Origin of the sequence: Sphingomonas gei (assembly GCF_004792685.1) — a bacterium.
GTDB lineage: Bacteria > Pseudomonadota > Alphaproteobacteria > Sphingomonadales > Sphingomonadaceae > Sphingomonas > Sphingomonas gei.
On record NZ_SRXT01000005.1, the window covers coordinates 394,362 to 419,619 of the forward strand.

At 65.8% G+C, this 25,258-nt stretch carries 22 protein-coding genes, 1 tRNA gene and 1 pseudogene; 19 read left to right on the forward strand and 5 right to left on the reverse strand.

The features are described 5' to 3' along the window. The first annotated feature begins 46 nt into the window (after positions 1-46). The 6 genes from E5A73_RS14635 (at position 47) to E5A73_RS14660 (ending at position 6,665) form a co-directional block, all read left to right on the forward strand. A complete protein-coding gene (locus tag E5A73_RS14635; protein WP_240700200.1) occupies positions 47-517 on the forward strand; it encodes a DUF6438 domain-containing protein in 471 nt (156 codons plus the stop codon). 167 nt (positions 518-684) lie between these two features. Then, on the forward strand, positions 685-1,728 hold the full coding sequence (gene hrcA / locus E5A73_RS14640; RefSeq protein WP_135964569.1) for a heat-inducible transcriptional repressor HrcA: 1,044 nt from the start codon (positions 685-687) through the stop codon (positions 1,726-1,728). 13 nt (positions 1,729-1,741) lie between these two features. Next, complete coding sequence (grpE, locus tag E5A73_RS14645) at positions 1,742-2,308, forward strand: nucleotide exchange factor GrpE (RefSeq protein WP_240700201.1); 567 nt, start codon at positions 1,742-1,744, stop codon at positions 2,306-2,308. A gap of 230 nt (positions 2,309-2,538) precedes the next feature. After that, positions 2,539-3,348 (forward strand): ferredoxin--NADP reductase, encoded by an 810-nt coding sequence (locus tag E5A73_RS14650; RefSeq protein WP_420822580.1) that lies wholly within the window; start codon positions 2,539-2,541, stop codon positions 3,346-3,348. 170 nt (positions 3,349-3,518) lie between these two features. Continuing rightward, positions 3,519-6,266, forward strand: a complete 2,748-nt coding sequence (locus E5A73_RS14655; RefSeq protein WP_135964571.1) for a [protein-PII] uridylyltransferase — start codon at positions 3,519-3,521, stop codon at positions 6,264-6,266. A gap of 15 nt (positions 6,267-6,281) precedes the next feature. After that, complete coding sequence (locus E5A73_RS14660) at positions 6,282-6,665, forward strand: VOC family protein (protein ID WP_135964572.1); 384 nt, start codon at positions 6,282-6,284, stop codon at positions 6,663-6,665. A gap of 5 nt (positions 6,666-6,670) precedes the next feature. On the opposite strand, the gene E5A73_RS14665 is transcribed toward E5A73_RS14660, so the two are convergent. Continuing rightward, a complete protein-coding gene (locus E5A73_RS14665; RefSeq protein ID WP_135964573.1) occupies positions 6,671-7,336 on the reverse strand; it encodes a hypothetical protein in 666 nt (221 codons plus the stop codon). Positions 7,337-7,445: 109 nt separating this feature from the next. Here E5A73_RS14665 and E5A73_RS14670 point away from each other — a divergent pair, with 109 nt between their 5' ends. After that, complete coding sequence (locus tag E5A73_RS14670) at positions 7,446-8,351, forward strand: AraC family transcriptional regulator (protein WP_168355940.1); 906 nt, start codon at positions 7,446-7,448, stop codon at positions 8,349-8,351. 15 nt (positions 8,352-8,366) lie between these two features. On the opposite strand, the gene E5A73_RS14675 is transcribed toward E5A73_RS14670, so the two are convergent. Both E5A73_RS14675 and infC read right to left on the reverse strand, forming a co-directional pair. After that, entirely contained in the window at positions 8,367-9,236 is an 870-nt protein-coding gene (locus E5A73_RS14675) for a glycoside hydrolase family 16 protein (protein ID WP_240700202.1), read from the reverse strand. Further along, a complete protein-coding gene (gene infC / locus E5A73_RS14680) occupies positions 9,233-9,766 on the reverse strand; it encodes a translation initiation factor IF-3 (protein WP_135964575.1) in 534 nt (177 codons plus the stop codon). The genes E5A73_RS14675 and infC overlap by 4 nt, the downstream gene beginning before the upstream one ends. 323 nt (positions 9,767-10,089) lie before the next feature. On the opposite strand from infC, the gene E5A73_RS14685 reads away from it, so the two are divergent. Further along, a complete protein-coding gene (locus E5A73_RS14685; protein ID WP_135964576.1) occupies positions 10,090-10,905 on the forward strand; it encodes a TorF family putative porin in 816 nt (271 codons plus the stop codon). 145 nt (positions 10,906-11,050) lie between these two features. Here the strand turns inward: E5A73_RS14685 and thrS are convergent, their stop codons facing one another. Beyond that, complete coding sequence (gene thrS, locus E5A73_RS14690; protein WP_206366509.1) at positions 11,051-13,048, reverse strand: threonine--tRNA ligase; 1,998 nt, start codon at positions 13,046-13,048, stop codon at positions 11,051-11,053. A gap of 159 nt (positions 13,049-13,207) precedes the next feature. Between thrS and E5A73_RS14695 the strand changes: the two are divergent. Next, positions 13,208-14,236, forward strand: a pseudogene (locus E5A73_RS14695) (glycoside hydrolase family 43 protein); the annotation flags it as partial. 259 nt (positions 14,237-14,495) lie between these two features. On the opposite strand, the gene E5A73_RS14700 reads toward E5A73_RS14695, so the two are convergent. Next, positions 14,496-15,314, reverse strand: a complete 819-nt coding sequence (locus E5A73_RS14700; protein ID WP_135964579.1) for an LD-carboxypeptidase — start codon at positions 15,312-15,314, stop codon at positions 14,496-14,498. Between the two features lie 78 nt (positions 15,315-15,392). Between E5A73_RS14700 and E5A73_RS14705 the strand changes: the two genes are divergently transcribed. The 10 genes from E5A73_RS14705 (at position 15,393) to kdpB (ending at position 25,255) form a co-directional block, all read left to right on the forward strand. Then, positions 15,393-16,790, forward strand: coding sequence for a UDP-N-acetylmuramate--L-alanine ligase (locus tag E5A73_RS14705; protein ID WP_135964580.1), 1,398 nt, complete (start codon positions 15,393-15,395; stop codon positions 16,788-16,790). Between the two features lie 180 nt (positions 16,791-16,970). Then, positions 16,971-17,046: transfer RNA gene (locus tag E5A73_RS14710), tRNA-Ala, on the forward strand. 69 nt (positions 17,047-17,115) lie between these two features. After that, positions 17,116-18,171 (forward strand): sensor histidine kinase, encoded by a 1,056-nt coding sequence (locus tag E5A73_RS14715; protein ID WP_135964581.1) that lies wholly within the window; start codon positions 17,116-17,118, stop codon positions 18,169-18,171. Continuing rightward, positions 18,168-18,908 (forward strand): LytR/AlgR family response regulator transcription factor, encoded by a 741-nt coding sequence (locus E5A73_RS14720; protein WP_135964582.1) that lies wholly within the window; start codon positions 18,168-18,170, stop codon positions 18,906-18,908. Before E5A73_RS14715 ends, E5A73_RS14720 begins: the two co-directional genes overlap by 4 nt. Positions 18,909-19,005: 97 nt before the next feature. After that, positions 19,006-19,848 (forward strand): alpha/beta hydrolase, encoded by an 843-nt coding sequence (locus tag E5A73_RS14725; RefSeq protein WP_135964583.1) that lies wholly within the window; start codon positions 19,006-19,008, stop codon positions 19,846-19,848. Then, entirely contained in the window at positions 19,767-20,921 is a 1,155-nt protein-coding gene (locus E5A73_RS14730) for a YybH family protein (RefSeq protein WP_135964584.1), read from the forward strand. Before E5A73_RS14725 ends, E5A73_RS14730 begins: the two co-directional genes overlap by 82 nt. 112 nt (positions 20,922-21,033) lie before the next feature. Then, positions 21,034-21,318 carry a hypothetical protein gene (locus E5A73_RS14735; protein WP_135964585.1) on the forward strand — a complete coding sequence of 95 codons (285 nt, stop codon included), beginning with the start codon at positions 21,034-21,036 and terminating at the stop codon, positions 21,316-21,318. A gap of 106 nt (positions 21,319-21,424) precedes the next feature. Then, positions 21,425-21,514 (forward strand): potassium-transporting ATPase subunit F, encoded by a 90-nt coding sequence (locus E5A73_RS14740; protein ID WP_135964586.1) that lies wholly within the window; start codon positions 21,425-21,427, stop codon positions 21,512-21,514. Between the two features lie 10 nt (positions 21,515-21,524). Next, positions 21,525-23,228, forward strand: coding sequence for a potassium-transporting ATPase subunit KdpA (gene kdpA / locus E5A73_RS14745; RefSeq protein ID WP_135964587.1), 1,704 nt, complete (start codon positions 21,525-21,527; stop codon positions 23,226-23,228). Positions 23,229-23,239: 11 nt separating this feature from the next. Beyond that, a complete protein-coding gene (gene kdpB / locus E5A73_RS14750; protein WP_206366503.1) occupies positions 23,240-25,255 on the forward strand; it encodes a potassium-transporting ATPase subunit KdpB in 2,016 nt (671 codons plus the stop codon). Positions 25,256-25,258 lie beyond the last annotated feature (3 nt).

The window sequence follows — 25,258 nt, forward strand, 5'->3', positions numbered from 1 at the left end:
GACCCGAAGGGGCGTTATGAAACAGGTTGTGGGTTTGAGTGTGATGATGTTGGCGCTGGCCGGGTGCGTTCCGGAGAGCCGGGTGCCGGCAGGGCCGGTGCCGATCGAAGCCGATTCGATCCGCTACGAGACCGGCCCCTGCTTCGGCCGCTGCCCGGTCTATGCAGTGACGGTGCGCCCCGACGGCACCGGCGTTTTCGACGGCAAACGCTTCACGGCGGTGACCGGCGAGCGCAGCTTCACGCTGAGCCGCGCGCAATATGATGCGTTCGCGTCGAAGCTGGCGCCCTATCGCCCAGCGAGCGGCGAAGTCCGCTATGCGCATGGCGAGCCCAATTGCGCGAACGCGCCGACTGACATGCCGAGCGTGGACGTGCGCTGGACGCGGGCGATCGGCGACAGCCAGGGGTTGTATTTCTACCTCGGCTGCCGCCGCGACAATCCTGCGCTCGCCGAGGCGCTGGGCGGCGCGGTCGAGTTGCTGCCGATCGAGCCGATGATCGGGCCGCGGCCTTAGGCTAAAATCCTCCCCCGCGAAGCGGGGGAGGTGACGGAGGGGGGCTCTCCGCGAGCGCTATGTTTGCGGCCACGCCCCCTCCGTCGCCCCCGGCGCCACCTCCCCCGCTGCGCAAGGGAGGATTGAGCGCGGTTGAGCGCCTCGTCACCTTCGCTACATAGGAGCGCATGACCATCCCCCCGATCCACGAACTCACCGACCGCGCGCGCGACGTGTTCCGGATCGTTGTCGAATCGTATCTCGACAATGGCGCACCGGTGGGTTCGCGGACGATCTCCAAAATCTCGACGCTCAATCTCTCGCCGGCCTCGATCCGCAATGTGATGCAGGACCTCGAGGAAGTCGGGCTGCTCGCCGCGCCGCACACCAGCGCCGGGCGCATGCCGACCGACACCGGGCTGCGGCTGTTCGTTGACGGGATGATGCAGGCGAGCGCCCCCTCCGCCGAGGAGCGCGCGGCGATCGAGGCGCGCGCCGGGCAGACCGGCCCGGTCGAGGAGGCGCTGGCCAGCACCACCGCGGCGCTCTCCGGCCTGTCGGCATGCGCCGGGCTGGTGCTCGTCCCCAAGGCCGAGCCGATCCTGCGCCAGTTCGGCTTCGTGCCGCTCAGCCACGATCGCGCGCTCGCGATCTTGGTGGGCGAGGATGGCTCGGTCGAGAACCGCGTGGTCGAGATACCCGGCGGGATCGATCCGGGGTCGCTCCAGCAGGCGGCGAATTACATGAGCGCGATGCTGACCGGACTGACGCTCGCCGAGGCGCGGGCGCGGATCGAGCGCGATCTCAGCGATCAGCGCGCCGCGCTCGACAGCGCCGCCGCCACGCTGGTCGAGCGCGGGCTGGCGGTATGGAGCGAGGATGGCGGTCGCCGGCCGGTGCTGATCGTGCGCGGTCAGGCGCGGCTGATCGACACCGCCGCGACCGAGGATCTCGATCGGGTCCGGCAATTGCTCGACGAGCTCGAGGGCAAGGAAGAGATCGCTCGGCTGCTCGACAGTGCCCGCGAAGGCGAGGCGGCGCGCATTTTCATTGGATCGGAGAACAAGCTCTTTGCGTTGTCCGGCTCGTCGGTGATCGCCAAGCCGGTGCGTTCGCTCGACGGGCGGGTGGTCGGCGTGGTGGGCGTGATCGGCCCAACGCGGTTGAACTATGCGCGAGTCGTACCCATGGTGGATTTCACGGCGGCCACATTGGCCCGATTATTAGCGTGACGAATAGGGAATCATGTCGAACGAGAATGAGAAGATGACCGCGGACTCGACCGAGGCGGAGACCAGCCTTCGCGAGGAAACCGCCGAAGCCGCCCCCGAAGTGGCCGAGCATGACCGCACTGCCGAGCTCGAAGCGCAGGTCGCCGAGGCGAAGGCCGCGGTGCTCTATGCCCAGGCCGAGACCCAGAATGTCCGCCGCCGTTTCGAAAAGGAAGCGCAGGATGCGCGTGCCTATGCCGCGACCAACTTCGCGCGCGACATCCTGTCGGTCGCGGACAATCTCAGTCGCGCACTGGCGGCGATCCCCGCCGATCTGCGCGACGACGAGAAACTGAAGGGGCTGGTGATCGGTCTCGAAGCGACCGGACGCGAGATCGATTCGGTGTTCGCGCGCCACGGCATTTCGAAGATCGTCGCGGTCGGCGAGGCGCTCGATCCCAATCGCCACCAGGCGATGCTGGAAATCCCCACCATGGATGCCGAGCCGGGCAGCGTCGTCCAGGAGATCCAGACGGGGTATATGATCAAGGATCGGCTGCTTCGCCCGGCGTTGGTCGGCGTGGCGAAGAAGCCGGACTGACCGGCGACCCCCACCTTATTCCCGCGGGTGCGGGATTAAGGTGGGCGCAATTGCCTATTGCTAATCATTCGCATCTGGCGATAGGCGCTATGCGCGCAGTCAAGAAATCCTTGCCCGACGAATTGCCGAGACGCTGATAAGGCGCGACGCACGGTACGCCGCCGGCCACATTCCGCCATTTGGGGCCTGAGTGCCGCTTCAAGCTATCCAACCAGGACCGACGAATGAACATGCACGCCCGCCCGCCGCAGCTGCTTCCCGAGCATGCCGCCTTCCAGACCTGCGACGTGCGTTGGGTGCGGCATTGGAACGAGCATCTGTTCAGCTTCGCGATCGAGCGCCCGGCGAGCTTCCGCTTCCGCTCGGGCGAGTTCGTGATGCTGGGGCTCGAAGGCGAGGGCAAGCCGCTGATGCGGGCCTATTCGATCGCCAGCCCGACCTGGTCCGACGAGCTCGAATTCCTGTCGATCAAAGTGCCCGACGGCCCGCTGACGTCGCGGCTGCAGACGATCCGTCAGGGCGATCAGGTCTATCTCGGCAAGAAGCCGACCGGCACCTTGGTGTCCGACGCCTTGCTCCCGGGCAAGCGGCTGTTCATGCTCTCGACCGGGACCGGGCTCGCGCCGTTCCTCAGCATCGCGCGCGATCCCGACATCTATGATGCGTTCGGCCAGATCGTGATCGTCCACAGCACGCGCCGGGTGAGCGACCTCGCTTATCATGACGAGCTGACCGCGCAGCTCGCCGGCGACCCGCTGGTCGCCGATCAGGCACTTCTACAATTCCACTACATCCCGACGGTAACGCGCGAGCCTTTCCGCACCACCGGGCGGATCGGCCAGCTGATCGAGGAGGGCTGGCTGTTCCACCCGCCGGTCTCCGGCGAGCGCGCGCTCAACCCGGAAACCGATCGCGTGATGCTGTGTGGTAGTGCGGAGATGATCAAGGACTTCTCGACGATGCTCGAACGCCACGGCTTCGACGAAGGCTCGAACGCCAAGCCGGGGACGTTCGTGGTCGAGCGCGCTTTCGTGGGCTGACCTGTCAAAGAGGCAATACTCGATCCGTTCGTGCTGAGCTTGTCGAAGCACCGTTCTTTTAATGTTCGAGCGAAGAAGAACGGCCCTTCGACAAGCTCAGGGCGAACGGGAAGGGTGTGCTTTGGCAACAGGCGGTAGCGCGCGCGCTCCGGCTCCCCTATCTCCCCCTCATGTCCTCGCGTTTCGATTCCGTCCCCAACCGCCGCGCGTTGATCGACCGGCGGGCTGTCGCCGAACGTCTTGCCGCGATCGAGGCGCCCGACGGAACCGCGCTTCGCCGCGCCGCCACTGCCGAGCTGAAGGCGGCACTCGATGCCGGGCAAAGCGAGATCGCGCGGCGGCTCGCCGAGCATCCTTCGCGCGGACACGAAATGGCGGCGGCGGGCGCCTTCCTGATCGATCAATTGTTGCGCCTGCTGTGGGATTTCACCACCCAGCGGCTCCACCCCAACCACAATCCCAGCGCCGGCGAACGGCTGACGCTGATCGCGGTCGGCGGCTATGGCCGCGGCGAGATGGCGCCGCATTCCGATATCGACATCGGGTTTCTCACGCCCTGGAAGGTCACCGGCTGGTGCGAGCAGGTCATCGAATCCACGCTCTATTCGCTGTGGGACATGCAGCTGAAGGTCGGCCATTCGTCGCGCTCGCTCGACGAGATGGTGCGCCAGGCCAAGGCGGACATAACCGTGCGCACCGCGCTGCTCGAGGCGCGCTACGTGTGGGGCGACATCGCGCTCTATGACGAGGCCGCCGCGCGCTTCAAGGCCGAGGTCCAGGCCGATACCGCACGCGATTTCATCGCCCAGAAGCTTGCCGAACGCGACGCCCGGCACAAAAGGATGGGCGACAGCCGCTATGTCGTCGAGCCCAACGTCAAGGAAGGCAAAGGCGGATTGCGCGATCTTCACGCGCTCTTCTGGATCGGCAAATACGCGTATAATGTCCGCGAGCCCGCCGAACTGGTCGAGGCAGGGCTGCTCACCGCGCATGAATATCGCCAGTTCCGCCGCGCCGAGAACTTCCTCTGGGCGGTGCGCTGCCAGCTCCATCTGCTCACCGGCCGCGCCGAGGACCGGCTGACCTTCGACGTCCAGCCCGAGATCGCCAGCCGGATGCGCTATGCCGACCGGCCGGGCAAGTCGAAGGTCGAGCGCTTCATGCACTTCTACTTCCTCCAGGCGAAGGTGGTCGGCGACCTCACCGGCGTGTTCCTCGCGCATCTCGACGAGAAGTTCGCGGCGCGCGGCAGCCGCTTCGGCTTCCCGCGGCTGTTCAGGAGCCCGCGCAAGCTCCACGGCTTCATGCTCGAACGCAGCCGCCTGGCGATCCCGCGCGACACCTTCTTTCGCGAGGATCCGGTACGGTTGGTCGAGATCTTCCAGCTTGCCGATCTGCATGGCCTCGAAATCCACCCCACCGCGATGCGCGCCGCCGCGCGCGACGCCCGGCTGGTCGACGAGGTGCGCGACGATCCCCGCGCCAACGCGCTGTTTCTCGACGTGCTGACGTCGCCGCGGACGCCCGAGATGGTGCTGCGCTGGATGAACGAGGCGGGGGTGTTCGGCCGCTTCGTGCCCGATTTCGGCCGCGTCGTCGCGCAGATGCAGTTCGACATGTATCACCACTATACCGTCGACGAGCATTCGATCCGCGCGATCGGCCTGCTCAACCAGATCGAGAAAGGCGAGCTCAAGGAAGATCATCCACTCGCCAGCGGCATCTTCGCGCAGATCGCGCAGCGCCGTGCGATGTTCGTCGCGATCCTGCTCCACGACATCGCCAAGGGCCGCGGCGGCGATCATTCGATCCTCGGCGCCGAAGTCGCCGAGCGGCTCTGTCCGCGGCTGGGGCTGAGCCCCGCCGAGACCGAGACGGTGGCGTGGCTGGTGCGCTGGCATCTGCTGATGTCGGCAACCGCGTTCAAGCGCGACCTCAGCGACTTCAAGACGATCCTCGATTTCGCGGCGCATGTGCAGAGCCCCGAGCGGCTGCGGATGCTGCTGATCCTGACGATCGTCGACATCCGCGCGGTCGGCCCGGGCGTGTGGAACAGCTGGAAGCGCCAGCTGCTCACCAATTTGTTCGACTCTGCCGAGGAGGTGCTGCGGCTCGGCCACAAGCAGAAGGGGCGCAGCGAGCGTGTCGTCACCAAGCAGGAAGAGCTCGCCGCCTTGCTGGGCTGGGGCGACGAACGCATGGCAGTGCTCAAGAAGCGGCTGAACGAGCCCTATTGGATCGCCGAGCCGCTCGACGTGCTCGAACGCAATGCCCGCCAGATCGAGGCCGCGGGCGCTTCGCAGCTGTCGATCGAGGCGCAGGTCTATCCCGACCGCGGCGCTACCCTCGTGACTGTCTATGCCTCGGACCATCCCGGGCTGTTCTACCGCATCGCGGGGGCGATCCATGTCGCCGGGGGCAACATCATCGATGCGCGCATCCACACGACGCGCGACGGCATGGCGCTCGACAATTTCCTCGTCCAGGACCCGCTCGGCCGGCCGTTCGACGAGGAGGCGCGGCTCAACCGGATCAAGGCGAGCATCACCGATTCGCTCGCCAATCGCTCCAAGCTGCAGGAGCGGCTCAAGACCCGGCCGCTCTCGCGTCCGCGGGCCGACGCCTTCGCGATCGAGCCCAATGTGCTGATCGACAACAAGGCGTCGAACCGGTTCACCGTGATCGAAGTCAATGCGCGCGACCGGCCAGCCTTGCTCTGCCACCTCGCCTTCGCCTTGTTCCAGTCGAAGGTGACGATCCACTCGGCGCACGTCGCCACTTATGGCGCGCGCGCGGTGGATACGTTCTACCTGACCGACCTGATCGGTGATAAGATTGAAGGCGGGGCAAGGCTCAAATCGATCGAGCGGCGCCTGCTCGAAGCGGCGTCGGGGCAGGACATCGCCCAGGCTGCCTGACAAAGGGGGACATGCATGCCGGTGATTGGATTGGGCGGGTACTTCTTTCGCGCGCAGGACCCGGAGGGGCTTAGTACCTGGTATCGCGAGACGCTCGGAGTCGGCGGCGGATGCGGCAAGGACGAGAACGGCGAATCGAGCGACTGGTTCTGGTATCCCGAGCCGGGCCCGGTGGTGTTCTCGCCGTTCGCCGCGACGACCGACTATTTCGCCGCGGACAAGCAGGTCATGCTCAACTTCCGCGTTCGCGATCTCGACGGGCTGCTCGAGCAGCTCAACGCACTGGGCATCGAAATCACCACCAAGGACGAATGGGACACGCCCGAGACGGGGAGGTTCGCGCGGATCCACGATCCCGAGGGCAATCCGATCGAATTGTGGGAGCCGCCGGCGGGGTGACGGCGTCAGCTGCAGTCGCGCAGGTTGCGGAAGGCGCCGCTGGAATTGTTGCCGACCCACAGCGCGGCGCGGCCGCCGGTCCCCTGGCTCAGCAGGGGCAGATCGAGCCGCGGCGTCGCGGCGTCATTGACGAACGCCTGCATCCGACCGCTGCGAAAGCGAACCGTCAGACGCACCCAATGGTCCGGATCGGGCGCCGAACCAATCGCGCTCTCATAGACGCCGGGCGAGCGCTCGCGCAGCACAGGCCAGGGATGGTCCGGCATCGACATATATTGCAGCCCATGGGCTGCCTGGATGGGGTCTTTCGAGCCGAACCGGAACGGCCGCACATAGACGACATCATAGGTGTCCTTGTCCACGCCGCGGAAGGCGATGCCCACGAAGCTGCGGCCGAATTCGTTCGATCCGCGCACGTCCAGCGAAAGGCAGCCCTCGGTGCGCGTGATGCCAGCGATCCACGCCAGCCCCGTATCGGGCGCGGCGTCCAGTCGAATCTCGCCATTGGCGGCGGTAGCGGTGCGATTTACCAGCTCGAGGTGATCGAGGGCGAGCGCGACCGGTGCTCCGTCGCGCTGCTGTGCCCGAACGCTCTGTGCAGGTGCCGATGTCGCAGCCAGCAGAATAGCCAGGCTGCACACCGACCGGGCGCCGTTCGTGAATTTCCGCATGAGCATCTCCTTTGCCCCGCGGGCTACCGCAGCGGCGCGGTGGCGCGCTATCCGCCGCTTTCCGGTTGGCTTTCACTATTTTCCGGTCGATCTTGCGGTCATGAAAACCATGGCTGAGCCACGACGCCAGCAGGGCAGTGGAGCGCGGGTGGACCCATTCCGGGCGCGCATTCCCTTTCATGATCCGCATTTTCCGCTGCGCACGAGCCATGTCGCGCCGCTGTCGCCGGCGTTCGGCTATCTGCATTGCCATCCGGAATATGAGATCGCCTATATTCCCGAGGATCACGGCTCGTACATGATCCAGGATGCCGAGATTCCAATCGCGCCGGGCGACGTCTTCATCGTCAACGCCAACGATATCCACCAGCCGATCATTCCGCGTGCGCACAATGAGGGCGCCTTGGTCACCTATTTCGGCGCATCGCTGTTCGGCGATCCGGAGGAGTGTTCGCAGTGGATACAGCCCTTTCTCCATGCCGCCGAGTTCGGCTGCAATAAACTCCCTGCCGATCCGCAGCTGCGATCGCTCCTTCGGCTATTGCACGCCACCGCCGATCCGCGAGTGCGCAACTGGCAGATCGCAAGCCGCGGGCTGATCACCCACATATTGTCGATCGTGGCGCGGCTCTTCGCGGAACAGTGCGACGCGTTGGGCGTGTCGGGGCGGATTGCGAAGGCGCATCGCTTCGCTTCGGTCGTGGCGCATATCAACCGGCGGCTGGGCGATCGCATCGAAGCCGAGGAGCTATATCGCCTCGCGGGCTTGTCCCACTCGCGCTTTTCCGAAGCATTCCAGCAAGCCTTCGGAGTCAGCGCGACGCGCTATATCCAGGTCCAGCGCCTGAAACGGGCGAAGCGGCTGCTGCGCTCGACCGAATTGAGCGTGACCGAGATTGCGTTCATGTGCGGATTCGGCACGATCAGCCTGTTCAACACGGCATTCAGGAGGGAGGTGGGGGCTTCTCCGACGCTCTATCGCCGCCAGTGTGTGACTCTCGGTGCGGATGCATGAGCGCCGCGGGCCGAACTAGCGTTTCTGCCAGACTCGCACGTAATCCACTTCCATCGCCGCCGGAAACGCCGAATCGTCGATCCCCTTCTGCCCGCCCCAGCCGCCGACCGCGACGTTGAGGATCAGATATTGCGGGCTGGCGAAGGGCCAGGTCGCGGAGTCGCGCTCATGGTCGTTGTCGAAGCGCATATGCGCGTGGCCGTCGACGCCGATCAGGATGCGGTCCGCGTTCCAGTCGAGCTGGTAATTGTGGAACGCGGTGCAGGCGTCGGGGACCATCACGTTCGACCCCTTCTGGGTCTGGGCGACGTGGTTGTACGCCCCCGTGTGCACGGTGCCGTGGACGCGGCCCGGGTCCCAGCCGACATGTTCCATGATGTCGATCTCGCCCATCGCCGGCCAGCCGGCGCGGCCGTCCGACGCGAGCATCCAGATCGCCGGCCAGATGCCGCGGCCGCAGGGCAGCTTGGCGCGCACTTCGACGAAGCCGTATTTCCATTGGGCGAGGCCGCTGGTGACGAGCTTGCCCGAGGCAAAGTCCTGCCCGCCGAAATCGGGCTTGTCCGAAAGCCGCTCCTTGCGCGCGGTGAGGATCAGCCGGCCGTTTTCGACGCGGGCATTCTCGGGCCGCCTGGCGGCATAATATTGGCGCTCTTCATTGTACCAGCCCGCTTTGTTGCGGCTGGTGTCGTACGCCCATTTCTTCGGATCGGGCAGGCCGGGGCGATCGAACTCGTCGGCCCAGACCTGCTTGTAGCCGGCAGGAAGCGCGAGCTTCTCGTCGGTTCCGGCGGTGATCGGCGGGGAATGGACGGTCTGCGCGGAAGTCGCGACCGGCAGCAGGGCGGCGAGGGCCGCGAGCGGCAGCCCTCGCCAGCGAATCACTTGGGCGAGATCACCATCAGCATCTGACGGCCTTCCATGCGCGGATAGCTCTCGATCTTGGCGATTTCCGCCGTGTCGTCCTGCACGCGCTTGAGCAGGATCATGCCGAGCTGGCCATGCGAAAGCTCGCGGCCGCGGAAGCGCAAGGTGATCTTGACCTTGTCGCCCTCGCCGAGGAACTTGTGGATCGCCTTCATCTTCGTATCATAATCATGATCGTCGATGTTCGGACGCATCTTGATCTCCTTGATCTCCTGCGTCTTCTGCGACTTGCGCGCGATGTTGGCCTTTTTCTGGGCCTCGTATTTATATTTGCCGACGTCGAGGAACTTGGCGACGGGGGGATCGGCGTTGGGCGACACTTCTACAAGGTCGAGCCCGACCGACTGGGCCTGCTCCATCGCCTCGCGCGTGAACATCACGCCGAGATTCTCACCCTCGTGGTCGATCACCCGCACCTTGGGCGACTGAATGAATTCATTGAAGCGCGGGCCGTTCATCGGCGGAGGTGCCAAGGGGCGCCGGGACATGGGAGGACGTATAAGGACTGCTCCTGTAGTGGTTGATCACACGAATTGGTGCGGCAGGATAGCGCGCGGACGCCAATCCGAACAGGGGAAGAACGCGCGAACCGCCGATTTGTGGCGCGCCGATGCCGGGCGGCCACAGTATTGATATCGGGGCGCGGGGGGATTTGCGCAAGCGGGCGCCGATATCTGCAGCAATACTTCCTTACACACGGGCCGCATTTCTTCGGATAGCTCATAGCGCGCTGCACCGGAGCCTGCCCGCTAAGAGGCAGGCCCGCTTCGGCCCGCAGGGGACCACCACCCAACCACCGGGGGAGTCCCACATGAAAACACGTCTCGCTTTCGCGCTTCTGCTCGGCTCGGCCACGCCTGCTTTGGCGCAGGAAGAACCGCCCAAGCCCGTCACCGTATCGGGCAGCGTCGCGCTGGTTTCCGACTATCGCTTTCGCGGCGTTTCGCAGACCGATGAGGAAATGGCGATCCAGGGCGGCCTCACCGTCAGTCACGAAAGCGGCCTCTATGCCGGCACCTGGGCGTCGAACCTCGCCGGCTGGGGCACCTTCGGCGGCGCCAACATGGAGCTCGACCTCTATGGCGGGTTCAAATTGCCCGTAGGCGGCGGCGGTACGCTCGACGTGGGCCTGACCTGGTACATGTATCCGGGCGGCTTCGCGAACACCGACTTCGCCGAGCCTTATGTCAAGCTGAGCGGGACGATCGGTCCGCTGACCGCGCTCGCCGGAGTGGCCTATGCGCCCAAGCAGGAAGCGCTCGGCAATTTCTCGGCGACGCCGCAGAGCAATGGTCAGTCGGAGGACAATCTCTATCTGTGGGGCGATTTCGCCGCGGGCGTGAAGGGCACGCCGGTGACGCTCAAGGCGCATATCGGCCGCTCGGAAGGCAATCCGGGGCTCGGGCCCAACGGCACCAGCCTGGCGCCGACCGGCGAATATTGGGACTGGCTGCTCGGGGCGGACCTGGCGATCGCCGGCACGCCGCTGACGCTGGGCGTGGCCTATACCGATACCGATATCAGCGAGGCGGAGTCGGCATATCTGCTGCCGAACTTCTCGTCGACCAAGGATGGGTCGAGCATCGCCGGCAGCCAAGTGGTGTTTTCGGTGAGCGCGGCGTTCTAGACTGATCTCCCCTCCCTGCAAGGGAGGGGCCGGGGGTGGGTGCGAGCCGAAGGTGAGCCCATCGAGCCGCCTGGAATAAAGAAAAGGCCGGGCATCGAGCCCGACCTTTTCTACCCACCCCTAACCCCCCCTGCAGGGAGGGGAACTACGTTGACCGGAGATCCGGGGCCGTCGCCTCGGTCACCAGCTTGGCAACAACCTCATCCAGCGACAGCATCTGTTGTCCCTGGCTGCCGAGCACGCGCAACGCGACGGTGCCTTCGTCGGCCTCGCGCTTGCCGACGACGAGCAGGTTCGGGACCTTCGCCACCGAATGCTCGCGGACCTTGTAGTTGATCTTCTCGTTGCGCAGGTCGGTCTCCACTCGGATCCCCGCCGCGGCGAGCTTCTTTGCGACTTGCTGGGCATAATCGTCGGCGTCCGACACGATCGTCGCGACGACTGCCTGGGTCGGGGCGAGCCACAGGGGCAGCTTTCCGGCGAAATGCTCGATCAGGATGCCGATGAAGCGCTCATAGCTGCCGAAGATCGCGCGGTGGAGCATCACCGGGCGGTGACGCTCGCCATCCTCGCCGACATAGCTTGCGTCGAGCCGCTCGGGCAGTACGCGGTCCGACTGGATCGTGCCGACCTGCCAGGTCCGGCCGATCGCGTCGGTCAGATGCCATTCGAGCTTGGGCGCATAGAAGGCACCCTCGCCAGGCAGCTCTTCCCAGCCATATTCCTCGGTGGCGAGGCCGGCGCGCACCACGGCGTCGCGCAGCTCGTTCTCGGCCTTGTCCCACATCTCTTCGGTGCCGAAGCGATTGTCGGGGCGCAGCGCCAGCTTGATCGCATAAGTGAAGCCGAAATCGCGATAGATGCGGTCGGCGAGCGCGCAAAAGGCGCGGACTTCGTCGACGATCTGGTCCTCGCGGCAGAAGATGTGCGCGTCGTCCTGAGTGAACTGGCGGACGCGCATCAGCCCGTGCAGCGCGCCGTGGGGCTCGTTGCGATGGCAGCAGCCATTTTCGTAGAGGCGCAGCGGCAAGTCGCGATACGATTTGATTCCCTGGCGGAAGATCAGCACGTGTGCCGGGCAGTTCATCGGCTTGAGCGCCATCCACTGCGCGTCGTCCGATACGATCGGGCCCTCGTCCTCGACATTGGGGACTTCGTCGGGGATGACGAACATGTTCTCGCGATATTTGCCCCAATGGCCCGACTGCTCCCATTGGCGCGCGTCGATCACCTGCGGGGTCTTGACCTCGCGATAGCCGGCGGCGTCGATCGCGCGGCGCATATAGGCCTCGAGCGCGCGCCAGATGGTGAAGCCGTGCGGGTGCCAGAACACCGAGCCGTGCGCCTCGGCCTGCAAGTGGAACAGGTCCATTTCCTGGCCGAGCTTGCGATGGTCGCGCTTGGCCGCCTCTTCGAGCCGCATCAGATGCTCGTCGAGCTGCTTCTTGTTGAGCCAGCCGGTGCCGTAGATGCGGCTCAGCATCGCGTTCTTCTGGTCGCCGCGCCAATAGGCGCCCGACACGCGCGTCAGCTTGAACGCGTTGGGATCGACCTTGCCGGTCGAGGCGAGATGCGGCCCGCGACACATGTCGAGCCACGCGTCTTCGCCCTTGCCGGCGCGGTACACGGTCAGCTCTTCGCCTTCGGGAAGCTCCTGCGCCCATTCGGCCTTGAAGGTCTCGCCTTCGCGCTGCCAGCGTGCGATCAGGTCGGCACGGCTCCAGACTTCGCGGATCAGCGGCTCGTCCTTGGCGATGATTCGGCGCATCTCGGCTTCGATCGCGGGCAGATCCTCCTCGGTGAAGGGGCGGTCCTTGGGCGCGAAATCGTAATAGAAGCCGTCATCGGTCGACGGGCCGAACGTGATCTGCGTGTCGGGGAAGAGATGCTGGACCGCTTCCGCCAGGATGTGCGCATAATCGTGGCGCGCCAGCTCGAGCGCGTCCTTTTCGTCGCGCGAAGTGACGAGCGCGAGCTGCGAATCGCCCTCGAACGGGCGGCCGATGTCGCGCAACTCGCCGTCGACCCGCGCGGCGAGCGCGGCCTTGGCGAGCCCCGGGCCGATCGCCGCGGCGATGTCCGCCGGGGTAGTCCCCGGGGCTACCTCACGGACGGAACCGTCGGGCAGCGTGATACGGAACATCTCGGACACGGATTGAACTTTCTGTTGGCCTGTCGGCATGGAAGAGCGGCGCTTATGCCTGTGCTGGCGCGATATAGGCAAGGCGCGTATCAAGAGCCAGTTCAGGCGAATAGTCCGAGGATTGGCCAGCGCGACGCGCATGGAGGGATGAGGAACAGCATGTCGAACCACATCATCAATCGGCGCGACCTGATCGCCGGCGGCGCTGCCCTGACGATCGGTGTCGCGATGCCGCGTGCGGCCGAGGCCAAAGCGGCGCAGATCGTCAACCCTCTCGTGCTCCAGCGCGCCGACCCTCAGGTTTCGCGCCATGACGGCTGGTTCTATTTCACTGGCTCGGTCCCCGAATATGACCGCATCGTGCTGCGCCGCGCGCGGACGGTCGCGGGACTCAAGGACGCGCCGGAGAGGGTAATCTGGCGCCGCCCCGCCAGCGGGAAGATGGCCGGCTATATCTGGGCGCCCGAAATTCATCATTTCGACGGCAAGTGGCACTTCTATTTCGCCGCGGGAAACGGCGACGACAAGTTCCACATCCGCACCTATGTGCTGCAGGGCAAGGGCGCGAACCCGCTCACCGCCGACTGGTCGCTGCTCGGCCAGTTCGAGACCCCTTGGGACAGCTTCACGCTCGACAGCACGATCTTCGAGCACAAGGGCACGCGCTACATCTGCTGGGCGCAGAAAGAGCCGGGGATCGAGACCAACAGCAACCTCTATCTCGCGCCGCTGAAAACTCCGACGACGCTCGCCGCGCCGCCCGCGCGGCTGACGGTGCCGACGCTCGATTGGGAAGTGCTCGGGTTCAAGGTCGCCGAGGGGCCGGCGCTGTTGGCGCGGAACGGCAAGCTGTTCCTGACCTATTCGGCGAGCGCCACCGACGCGCGCTATTGCCTGGGAATGCTCACTGCCGATGCGGATGCCGACATCATGAACCCGGCGTCGTGGACCAAATCGCCGGTGCCGGTGTTCGCGACGTCGGAGGTGAACAAGGTGTTCGGGCCCGGGCATAACAGCTTCGTCGTCGACGAGCAGGGCCGCGACCTGCTGGTCTATCACGGGCGCGACTATCGCGAGATCAAGGGCGATCCGCTGTTCGATCCGAACCGGCATGCGCGGGTGCAGCGGGTGCAGTATCGCGCGGACGGAACGCCGGACTTCGGGGTACCGGTGGGAAACGGGTCGCTGCGATAGGTTGCGACTGGTATTTGCATCATCCGGTGAAAGCCGGACCCGGAGCCAAGCAGGGCATCGCTCGTGACCCTGGGTCCCGGCCTTCGCGGGGATGACGGCTAAGGGCTCCGTCGGCCGCCAAGGGCGCTTGCAATGTAGGATTTCGTCTGCTTGCTCCTCAGTCGGCCAAGTCCGCAGCTCTTTGACATATTGAAGGATACGACGTCTGGCGGGACATGCCGATAGTGTGACCCTGGTGTGACCTTCGAGGGCCCTACGCGAGTCCGAACGGCACCACGCGGTTCAGTTCGACATGGCCGATCTCTGCCCGGCCCAGATACGGCACCTTCATGTCGCGGCACCAGCGCGTAATGATCTGCTCGATCGTCTCGCCAAAGTCGTTGCCGTTGTCGACCACTGCGCTCACCGCGCCGAGCCGCACCCCGGCGATTCCCCTGAGCTGGGTGGCGTGCGCCATCTGGAACAGCATCCGATCGATCCGGTACAGCGGCTCGTCGACTTCCTCGATCATCAGCACATGATCGGTGAGGTCGGGCAGCCACGGCGTGCCGATCATCGTAGTGAGGATGGCGAGGTTGAAAGCGGCGGCTGGGCGCCCGTCGGCCAGGCTCGGCTCGAGCGCGCGGCGGTCCTTGTCGATCAGCCAGCCGAGCGCCCAGCCCGCCGCCTCGCCGGTATCGTTCTTGCCCACGCTGCTCGCCATCGAGGCATGGACCGAACGCCCGATCCGCCGCGCGTAGAGCGCGCCGAGCAGGAAACCCATGTCCGAGAACCCCATATAGGTCTTGCGCGCCGCCGCGGGCCCCAGCTGCGGCATCACCGTGTCGAGGATGCGGTTCGAGCCATAGCCGCCGCGCGCGAACCAGATCGCATCGAAGCCGGGATCGTTGGCGAATTCGAGGAACGCCGCCGCGCGCACGGCATCGGAGCCGGCGAAATGGCCTTCCTCTAGATAGCATTGCGGGTGAAATACGATGTCGTGCTCGGGATAAGTGAGCGCCATGAACGCCGCCATGCGCAGCGAGCCTTCGCGGCTGACGGGTCGTGCGGGGGCTACCACTCCGATGCGCATGCAAATCCATCCTCGAACCGAAGGGGAGGGCGTGTCGCGCCTTGCTCCCCCGGAGTAAATTGCCGATAGCCCGGCCTTATGGACCACCGCAAACCTTACTTCTTCGTCGGTATCGGCGGCAGCGGGATGATGCCGCTCGCTATGATCCTCGCGGGGCAAGGCGCGACCGTCTCCGGATCGGACCGCAGCCTCGACGCGGGGCGGCTCCCGGCGAAGTTTGACGACCTGAAGCGCCGCGGCGTCGCCTTGTTCGCGCAGGATGGCAACGGGATCGTATCGTCCGACCAGATCGTCGTCGCCTCCGCCGCGATCGAGGCGAGCGTGCCCGACATGATCGTGGCCGCCGAACTCGGTAACGAACGGATGACCCGCGCCGAACTGAACGCCCGGCTGTTCAACGCCGCATCCTTGTCGATCGGCGTGGCGGGAACGAGTGGCAAGTCGACCGTGACCGGCATGATCGGCTGGATCCTCCACGCCTGCGGGCGCGACCCGACGGTGATGAACGGCGCCGTGATGAAGAACTTCGTCTCTCCGCAAGCGCCGTTCGCCAGTGCGCTGGTCGGCGCCGGCGACGCCTATGTCAGCGAAGTCGACGAGAGCGACGGCTCGATAGCGCTGTATCGGCCGGGGATCGCGGTGCTCAACAATGTCAGCCTCGATCACATGCCGATGGCGCAGCTGATCGACCTGTTCGGTGCCTTCATCGCCAAGGCAGGCACGGCGGTGGTCAATCTCGACAATGGCGACGGCGCTGCGCTGGCGATGACTCTGCCGGCGGGCCGGCTGACCAGTTTTGCCATCGAAGGCCAAGCCGATCTGGTTGCACGCAACGTCGAGCAGCAGCCCTTTGGTGTCGCCTTCGATCTGCACGCGCAGGGCGCGGTGCCGGTCCGCGTGACGCTGCAGGTGCCGGGGCGGCACAACGTCTCGAACGCGCTCGCGGCGCTCGGCGCAGTGCAGGCGGCTGGGGTGCCGCTCGAAGCAGCGGTCGAGGCGATCGCCGGGTTCACGGGGCTCAAACGCCGGTTCGAGCTGGTCGGCGAGACGGGCGGCGTCGCGGTCATCGACGATTTCGGGCACAACCCCGACAAGATCGCCGCCACGCTCGATACGCTCCACGCCTTTCCCGGCCGGCTGCTGCTGTTGTTCCAGCCGCACGGCTATGGCCCGCTCAAGGTGATGCGCAGCGAGCTTGTGTCGATGTTCGCGTCGAAGCTCGCGCCGGACGACCTGCTCGTCCTCCCCGACCCGGTCTATCAGGGCGGCACCGTCACGCGCGACGTGACCAGCGCCGACATCATCGCCGATATCGCCGCCACCGGCAGGCGCGCGCTGCACATCCCGGACCGCGAGGCCGCGGCCGCGCATCTGGTCGCGCAGGCCCGCCCGGGCGACCGCATCGTCGTCATGGGCGCGCGCGACGATACGTTGAGCCTGCTCGCGCAAGGCATGGTGGACATAATGTCGCGCTAGCTTGGCATGATGCCGAACAGGCTGGACGCCCAAGCGGGTGTGCCAGTGGGCGGGCTCACTCCTGAATTTCATCAGATCCACAGACCGCGGAGCATGCCCCGAGCACCTGTCTCAACCCAGTTGCATCGCCGATTACGGCTCGCTAATGGATGCGCCTCCCGGTCTGCCGGGGCCGGCGGCGGGGCTGTAGCTCAGATGGGAGAGCGCTGCAATCGCACTGCAGAGGTCAGGGGTTCGATTCCCCTCAGCTCCACCACCGCCATCCTGCTTAAGACTAACTCGTCTGTTCACCATCGCCGCGGCCGGGCATGATCGCGCGATCGTCATGACCAGGCAAACTCTTCTCCGTTTCGCTGCTGTCTGGGCCATCTGGCTCACGGTGGCGCTAGTCACGTCGGGGCAGGCCTATGTCGCCGGCCTCACTGCCGGAACCCCGCTGGCCTGGCGCACTGCGTTCGGTAACGGAATCGTATGGTATTCGGCCTGGGCGGTGCTGACGCCGGCAGTGGTGGCAGCTGCGCGTCGTTTCGCCAGCGAACAGCGGCTGGCGGTGCTTGCAGCGATCCACCTGGCGGCAGGCCTGTGCATCGCGGTCCTTCACGCGGCACTCTATGCGTCCTTGAACGCGATGATCTACGGCCGGAAGCCGTGGGCGCCGTGGAGCACCGATCTTCTGCTGCTCAAGCTGACGAGCAGCATTCACGTTCATCTGATGATCTACGCGATCATCGTCGGCATCGTGCTCGGGGCACGCGCCTATCGCGAGCTTCGCGACCGGGAAGTCGCCGCCGCGCTGCTCCAGACCCGGCTCGCCGAAGCGGAGACCGCGGCGCTGCGCGCCCAGCTGCAACCGCACTTCCTGTTCAACACCCTGAATGCGATCTCGGCGCTGGTGCCCGATGATCCGGTCGCGGCGCAGCGGCTGATCGCGCGACTGGGCGATTTGCTGCGGCTGTCGATCGACGATCGTCGCGCGCAACAGAGCACGCTCATCGACGAGCTGGCATTCACCGATGCCTATCTCGCGATAGAAGAGGCAAGGCTTGGCGATCGGCTCCGCATCATGCGCCGTGTCGCTCCCGAGACGCTCCCGACCGAAGTGCCGGCATTGCTGCTCCAGCCGCTCGTCGAGAACGCCGTGCGCCACGGCATCGCGCCGCGCGTCCAAGGGGGGACACTCACCATAGAGGTGGACCTGCTGGGCGATGCGGTGCGGATCATCGTCGCAGACGACGGCAAGGGCGTGGACGCGGTGATCGAGGGAGTCGGGCTGGGCAATAGCCGCCAACGGCTTCGCCAGCTTTACGGCGGGCGGCAATCACTCGAGATCGACACCGCGCCCGATGCCGGCTTCCGCGTGACGATCCTGGTGCCGCGATGATTCGAACGCTGATCGTCGACGATGAGCCCCTCGCCCGCCGCGCAGTGCGCGCGCCACTGGAGGCGAATGGTGATTTCGAAATAGTCGCGGAGGCGGGGCACGGTGCCGCCGCGGTCGAGGCGATCAGGGCGCTGCGCCCCGACCTGGTGTTTCTCGACGTGCAGATGCCGGAGATGAGCGGGTTCGAAGTGGTCGAAGCCGTTGGCGAGGATGCGATGCCGCTGATCGTGTTCGTGACGGCGTTCGATGCCTATGCGGTACGCGCGTTCGAGGCGCAGGCGCTCGACTATCTTCTCAAGCCGTTCGACGACCTGCGATTTGGCCGAGTACTCGAACGCGTGCGCCGGCAACTGGAGATGCACGGCGAGCGTGGCGATCGGCTGCGTTCGATGCTGAGCGAACTCGGCCACGCGCCGAAGCTGGTGGCGCGGTCGCACGGCAGCTTGCGGCTGGTCCGGCTCGATGAAATCGACTGGATCGCCGCTGCGGGCGACTATGCGGAAGTGCATTCGAATGGGCGAACGTTGCTGCTCAACGATTCGATGGCCTCGCTTGAAGCCACGCTCCCGAACGAGGCGTTCGCGCGCATCCATCGCTCGGCGATCGTTCGCCTCGAGCGGGTGACCGAGATACGGCCCGGCGCGCACGGGGACGGCGTGGTGCGACTCGCCTGCGGCACCGAGCTTCGGTTGAGCCGACGCTACCGCCAGGCGATCGACGCCTATCTGCGACGCTGATCCCGTCTGCCGGGTCGGGCGTCCCGCTCGGCGAAAGTGCGTTGTCTGCGACCCCCGCCCAAGCCGTGTGTTGCCGTACCGGAAGAGGAGGGGTGCTATGACTGCGCTACGCAAACTGAGCGCTAGTGTTTGCTTTCTGCTGGCGCTGTTCGCCGCTCCACCGGGCTTGGCGCAGCCACAGGGCCGGCTGGTCACCAGTCAGCTTCAGTCGACCAGCTTTGCCGACAGCAGGATCGGCATCTCGCCCGTGCGCAATGTGACAGCCTATCTGCCGCCGCGTTATTCGGAAACCGGGCGGCGCTTTCCGGTGCTCTATTTCCTGAACTATTTCTTCGAGGATCACCGCGAGCCCTTTGCCACCTACGCCGCGAGGCAGCTGCTGGATGAAGCGATCCGCAAGAACGTGATTGGCGACGTGATCGTCGTGACCGCGGATTTCGCGACCCCGGCGGGCAGCTCCTGGTACGTCAACTCATCGGCTACCGGGAATTGGGAAGACTTCATGGTGCGCGAACTGGTGCCCCATGTCGACGCGACCTACCGCACGCTGGTCAGCCGCAATTCGCGTGGCATCGTGGGGGACGGTCCGGGCGGCTATGGCGCGATCCGCTTCGGGATGCGGCACCCTGAGCTGTTCGGCGCGGTCTATGGCATGCAGCCGGTGGCGAGCGGACCGGGCATCCAGCCGACGCACAGCCGGCCGATTTCGAGCTGCTCGCGCGCGCGACGTCGATCGACGATCTGGGGAGCGACGGCTTCTCGTGGATATTCACGTCGATCTATCAGGCCTTTTCGCCCAATCCGAATCGTCCGCCGCTCTATTTCGATCCGCCGGCGGGGCGGGTGGATGGGCGGACCGTGGTGGACAGCGCAGTCACCGCGCGGTTCCAGCGAGACTTCGCGCTCACCGAATTGCTACCGGCCTATGCCGACAATCTGAAGTCGCTACGGGCCCTAAAGTTCGACTGGGGGCGGCAGGACATTGTCACCGATCATATCTATGGCGCCCAGGCATTCTCGAACCGCCTCGTCGAGTTCGGCGTGCCGCACGAGGCGGAGGAACATGGCGGCGGCTTTCGCGACCGGCATTGGGGCAGTGGGGGACGCGTCTACACCGACGTCCTGCCCTTCTTCGCGCGCCACTTGCTGTTCGGGCCGCCCGCCGAATTGCGCGATCGCGTGACGGCGGCGCATGGGATGCTGCGCCAGGCGATGCTCGCCAACGATCCGGATGCGCGCGCGCATCTGTATCGCCCCGACGCGATGAGCACGCCCGAATATCAACCGGCATTATACGGAACCGCGCAGATCGCAGCCTATCACCGGGCGATGCGCGAGCGGCGCCGCGTGACGGGCTATGTACCCGTGCCGAGCGAAGTGCTCGACCTGGGCAATGTCGCGGTCGAGAGCGGCACCTTCACCGTTACATGGGCGCTTCCGAACGGCACGACCGAAGAGGAGCGGGGAAAATACCTCAATGTCTGGGCGATGGAGCCGGACGGTAGTCTGCGGCTCAAGGCAGATGCATGGGGCTATTTCCGTCCTCTGGCGGATCCTGCGGCATTCTTCGTCGCGCTACCGCAGGGAGATGCGCCCGCGCGCCGCCGGTCGGTCGCGGATCTTCGATTGGCGCGGACGCTCCAGGCACGGAACGATCGCAACGCCATTGCGGTGCGCACCTATGACGCCGAGGCGAAGATCGCGGATTATGCCGATGATGCGGTGATCATGCCGTTCGCGGACACCAACAAGACCGGGATCGGCGAAATCCGGCCCTATTTCATCGCCTACACCAATGGCGGTCGCGGCGCGACGTTCGACTCGGTGCGCGTATGGAATGTCGGTTTCGAGGATTTTGGATCCTATGTGCTCGAATATCCGAAGTTCCGCGTCGCGTGGCGATCGGCCGGCGCGTCGGGCGTGGTCAAAGGCGGCGGACTGCGCCTTTGGCGCCGTCGGACTGACGGATCGCTCGAGCTGCTTCGCCAGATCGGCACGCACGACTATCGGTGAGCGGCGCCGCCGGCTTTACGGCTTCTTTATTCGATCGGCCGACTTCCCCGTGGAAGCTTAATCCCGATCCGCACCACATCGCTCCTCGACATCGATTGTGGGAGCAAGTGAGGTGCAACCGTTTCTGCGCCATCTGGAGCAAGGGGAGCGCTGGTGGGGAGCGGAATGCGCCTGCCGCGGGCTCGGTGCCCTGCTGCTCGGCCTGTGCGCGACGGCATTCTGGTGGCTGCACCGCTCACTCAACCAGGCAGCAACGCACGGCCCCGGACCGCTGGAGATCGCCTTTGCGGCGCTCGCCGTCGCCGCGCTCGGGCTAGGGCTGGCCTTCGTCTTCGAAGGACCGGCGCTGTTCCGCCTGATCCCGGTGCCCGGCCATCACCTGACTTTCACTCCATGACAGGAAACCATCGTGAACGATCTCATCTGGCTGGCGGTACTGGCGGGGCTCGCCCTGCTGACGTTCGCCTTTGTCCGCCTCTGCGACAACGCGTGAGGAGGCGGCCATGACGCTCACCCTCGCGCTCGCCGGGCTCACTGCGGTGGGCCTGCTCTTCTATCTCGTGGCCGTGCTCGTCCGGCCCGAGCGCTTCTGAAAGCTGCGCAATGACTCTCCAGGGCTGGACACTGATACTCGTCTTCGTCGCCATTCTCGTCGGACTCGCCAAGCCGATGGGATTGTGGCTGTTTGCGCTTTACGAAGGGCGGCGCACCCCGCTGCACGTGGTGCTGGGCCCGATCGAGCGCGGTTTTTACCGGCTCGGCGGGGTCGACCCCGCCGCCGAGATGGGCTGGCGGCGCTACGCAATCCACATGCTGCTGTTCCAGCTCGCATTGCTGCTGTTCACTTATGCAGTGCTGCGGCTCCAGGGCGTGTTGCCGATGAACCCGCGCGGGCTTGCCGGGCTCGGCGCGGACGGGGCGATGAACGTCGCGATCAGCTTCACCACCAACACCAACTGGCAATGGTATTCGGGCGAAGTCGCGCTTTCGCACCTCAGTCAGATGCTCGGGCTGACGATTCATAATTTCCTCAGCGCCGCGACGGGCATCGCCGTCGCCTTCGCGCTGTTCCGGGGTTTCGCGCGGCGCGAGACGGGGACGGTCGGCAATTTCTGGGCCGATATGACGCGAGTGACGCTCTATTTGCTGGTCCCGATCTGCCTTGTCTACGCGCTCTATCTGATCGCGAGCGGCGTGCCGCAGACCTTCCTCGGCTCGATCGATGCGACCACGCTCGAAGGCGCCAAGCAGACGATCGCGCTGGGCCCGGTCGCTTCGCAAGAGGCGATCAAGATGCTCGGCACCAATGGTGGCGGCTTCTTCAACGCCAACAGCGCGCATCCGTTCGAGAATCCGAGCGCACTGACCAATCTCGTCCAGATGCTGTCGATCTTCGTGATCGGCGTCGGGCTGACCTGGACCTTCGGCAAGGCAGTGGGCAATCCGCGCCAGGGCTGGGCGATTCTCGCCGCGATGATGATCCTGTTCCTTGCCGGCGTCGGCGTGACGTATTGGCAGGAGGCCGCGGGCAACCCGTTGATCCACCAGCTCGGCACCGCCGGGGGTAATCTGGAGGGCAAGGAAGTCCGCTTCGGCGTGGCCGCGAGCGCGCTCTTCTCGGTGGTCACCACTGCGGCTTCGTGCGGTGCAGTCAATGCGATGCACGACAGCTTCACGGCGCTCGGCGGGATGATCCCGCTGTTCAACATGCAGCTCGGCGAGATCGTCGTCGGCGGCGTTGGTGCCGGAATCTACGGTTTTCTGCTCTATGCATTGCTCGCGGTGTTCGTCGCGGGGCTGATGGTGGGCCGTACCCCCGAATATGTCGGCAAGAAGATCGAGGGCCGCGAAGTCAAGCTCGCGGTGCTGGCGATCGCGGTGCTGCCCTTGTGCATCCTCGGCTTCACCGCGCTCGCGACGGTGCTGCCGCAGGGGCTGGCCGGGCCGCTCAACAAGGGCCCGCACGGTTTTTCCGAGATCCTCTACGCATTCAGCTCGGCGACTGCGAACAATGGCTCCGCCTTTGCCGGGCTGACCGCGGGGACGCCCTTTTACAATGGCCTGCTCGGCGTTGCGATGTGGATCGGGCGCTTCTTCGTGATCGTGCCGGTGCTCGCCATCGCAGGCAGTCTCGCGGCGAAGAAATACACGCCCGCCACCGCCGGCTCTTTCCCGACCACCGGCGCGCTGTGGATCGGGCTGCTCGTCGGGATCATCCTGATCGTCGGCGGGCTGACCTTCCTCCCCAGCCTCGCGCTCGGACCCGTCGCCGATCATCTCGCGATGATCCACGGCCAGCTCTTCTGAAGGCAATTCCCATGACGACTCCAACTTCGATGTTCTCGGCAAAGCTCGTCGGTCCGGCGATCGGCGATGCCTTCAGGAAGCTCAGCCCGGCCGCGCTGGTGAAGAACCCGGTGCTGTTCACCACTGCGGTGGTGGCGCTCCTGCTCACCGTGCTGCTCGCGATCGGCGGCGAGGCGCTGTCGATACCGTTCCAGCTCCAGCTGATCGTCTGGCTGTGGCTGACGGTGCTGTTCGGCACCTTCGCCGAGGCCCTGGCGGAGGGCAGGGGGCGTGCCCAGGCGGCATCGCTGCGCGCCGCGAAATCCGAGCTGACCGCAAAGCTGCCGGACGGCAAGACCGTGCCCGCCTCGCAGCTCCAGAAGGGACAGATCGTACTGGTCGAGACCGGCGACCTGATCCCTGCCGACGGCGAAGTGATCGAAGGCGTCGCATCGGTAAACGAAGCCGCGATCACCGGCGAGAGCGCACCGGTGATCCGCGAGGCGGGCGGCGACCGTTCGGCGGTCACTGCCGGCACCCGCGTGATCTCCGACCAGATCAAGGTCCGCGTGACGCAGGAGCCCGGTCAGGGCTTTCTCGACCGGATGATCGCGTTGGTAGAAGGGGCTGAGCGCCAGAAGACTCCCAACGAGATCGCGCTGACGATCCTGCTGGTCGGGCTGACGATCATCTTCCTGATCGCCGTCGCGACGATCCCCAGCTTCGCAAGCTATGCCGGGGGGAGCATTCCGGTGGCGATCCTCGCCGCGCTGCTGATCACCCTGATCCCGACGACGATCGCCGCCTTGCTCTCGGCGATCGGCATCGCGGGAATGGACCGGCTGGTGCGTTTCAACGTGCTCGCCAAATCGGGCCGCGCGGTCGAGGCGGCGGGCGATGTCGACGTGCTCCTGCTCGACAAGACCGGGACCATCACGATCGGCGACCGCGCGGCTAGCGAGTTTCGCCCGCTCGCGGGAGTTCCGATCGATACGCTTGCAAGCGCGGCATTGCTCGCCAGCTTTGCCGACGAGACTCCGGAGGGCCGCTCGATCGTCGCGCTGAGCCACAGTCGGTACGGCCAGTCGCGCGAGGCATTGCCCGACGGAGCCGAGATCATCCCGTTTACCGCGCAGACTCGCCTCTCCGGCGTGCGCACCGGCGACAGCCTGATCCAGAAGGGCGCGGTCGATGCCGTGCTCCGCGCCAATCCCGGCGCGGGCGAAACCGCCGCGGCGACCGAGCTGCGCCGGATCACCGACGAAGTCGCCCGCTCCGGCCAGACGCCGCTCGCGGTGGCGCAGGACGGGCGGCTGCTCGGCATCGTGGCACTCAAGGACGTGGTCAAGGCGGGGGTGCGCGAGCGCTTCGCCGAACTGCGCCGGATGGGCATCCGCACGGTGATGATCACCGGCGACAACCCGCTCACCGCCGCCGCGATCGCCGCCGAAGCCGGCGTCGACGATTTCCTCGCCGAGGCGACACCCGAGGACAAGCTCGCGCTGATCCGCAAGGAGCAGCAGGGCGGCAAGCTGGTCGCGATGTGCGGCGACGGCACCAACGATGCCCCCGCGCTCGCCCAGGCCGATGTCGGCGTCGCAATGAACACAGGGACGCAGGCCGCGCGCGAAGCGGGCAACATGGTCGATCTCGACAGCGATCCGACCAAGCTCATCGAAGTGGTCGGCCTCGGCAAGCAGTTGCTGATGACGCGCGGCGCGCTGACCACCTTCTCGGTCGCCAATGACGTGGCGAAGTATTTCGCGATCATCCCGGCGATGTTCGTCGCGCTCTATCCGGGGCTCGGCGTGCTCAACGTGATGGGGCTGGCATCGCCGCAATCGGCGATCCTCTCGGCGATCATCTTCAATGCGCTGATCATCCCGTGCCTGGTGCCGCTCGCGCTGCGGGGCGTGACCTACAAGCCGATGGCCGCGGGGCCGCTGCTCGCGCGCAATCTCGCAATCTACGGCCTTGGCGGGCTGATCGCGCCGTTCATCGGGATCAAGGCGATCGACCTCGTCGTTGCCGGCCTCCACCTCGCCTGAGGA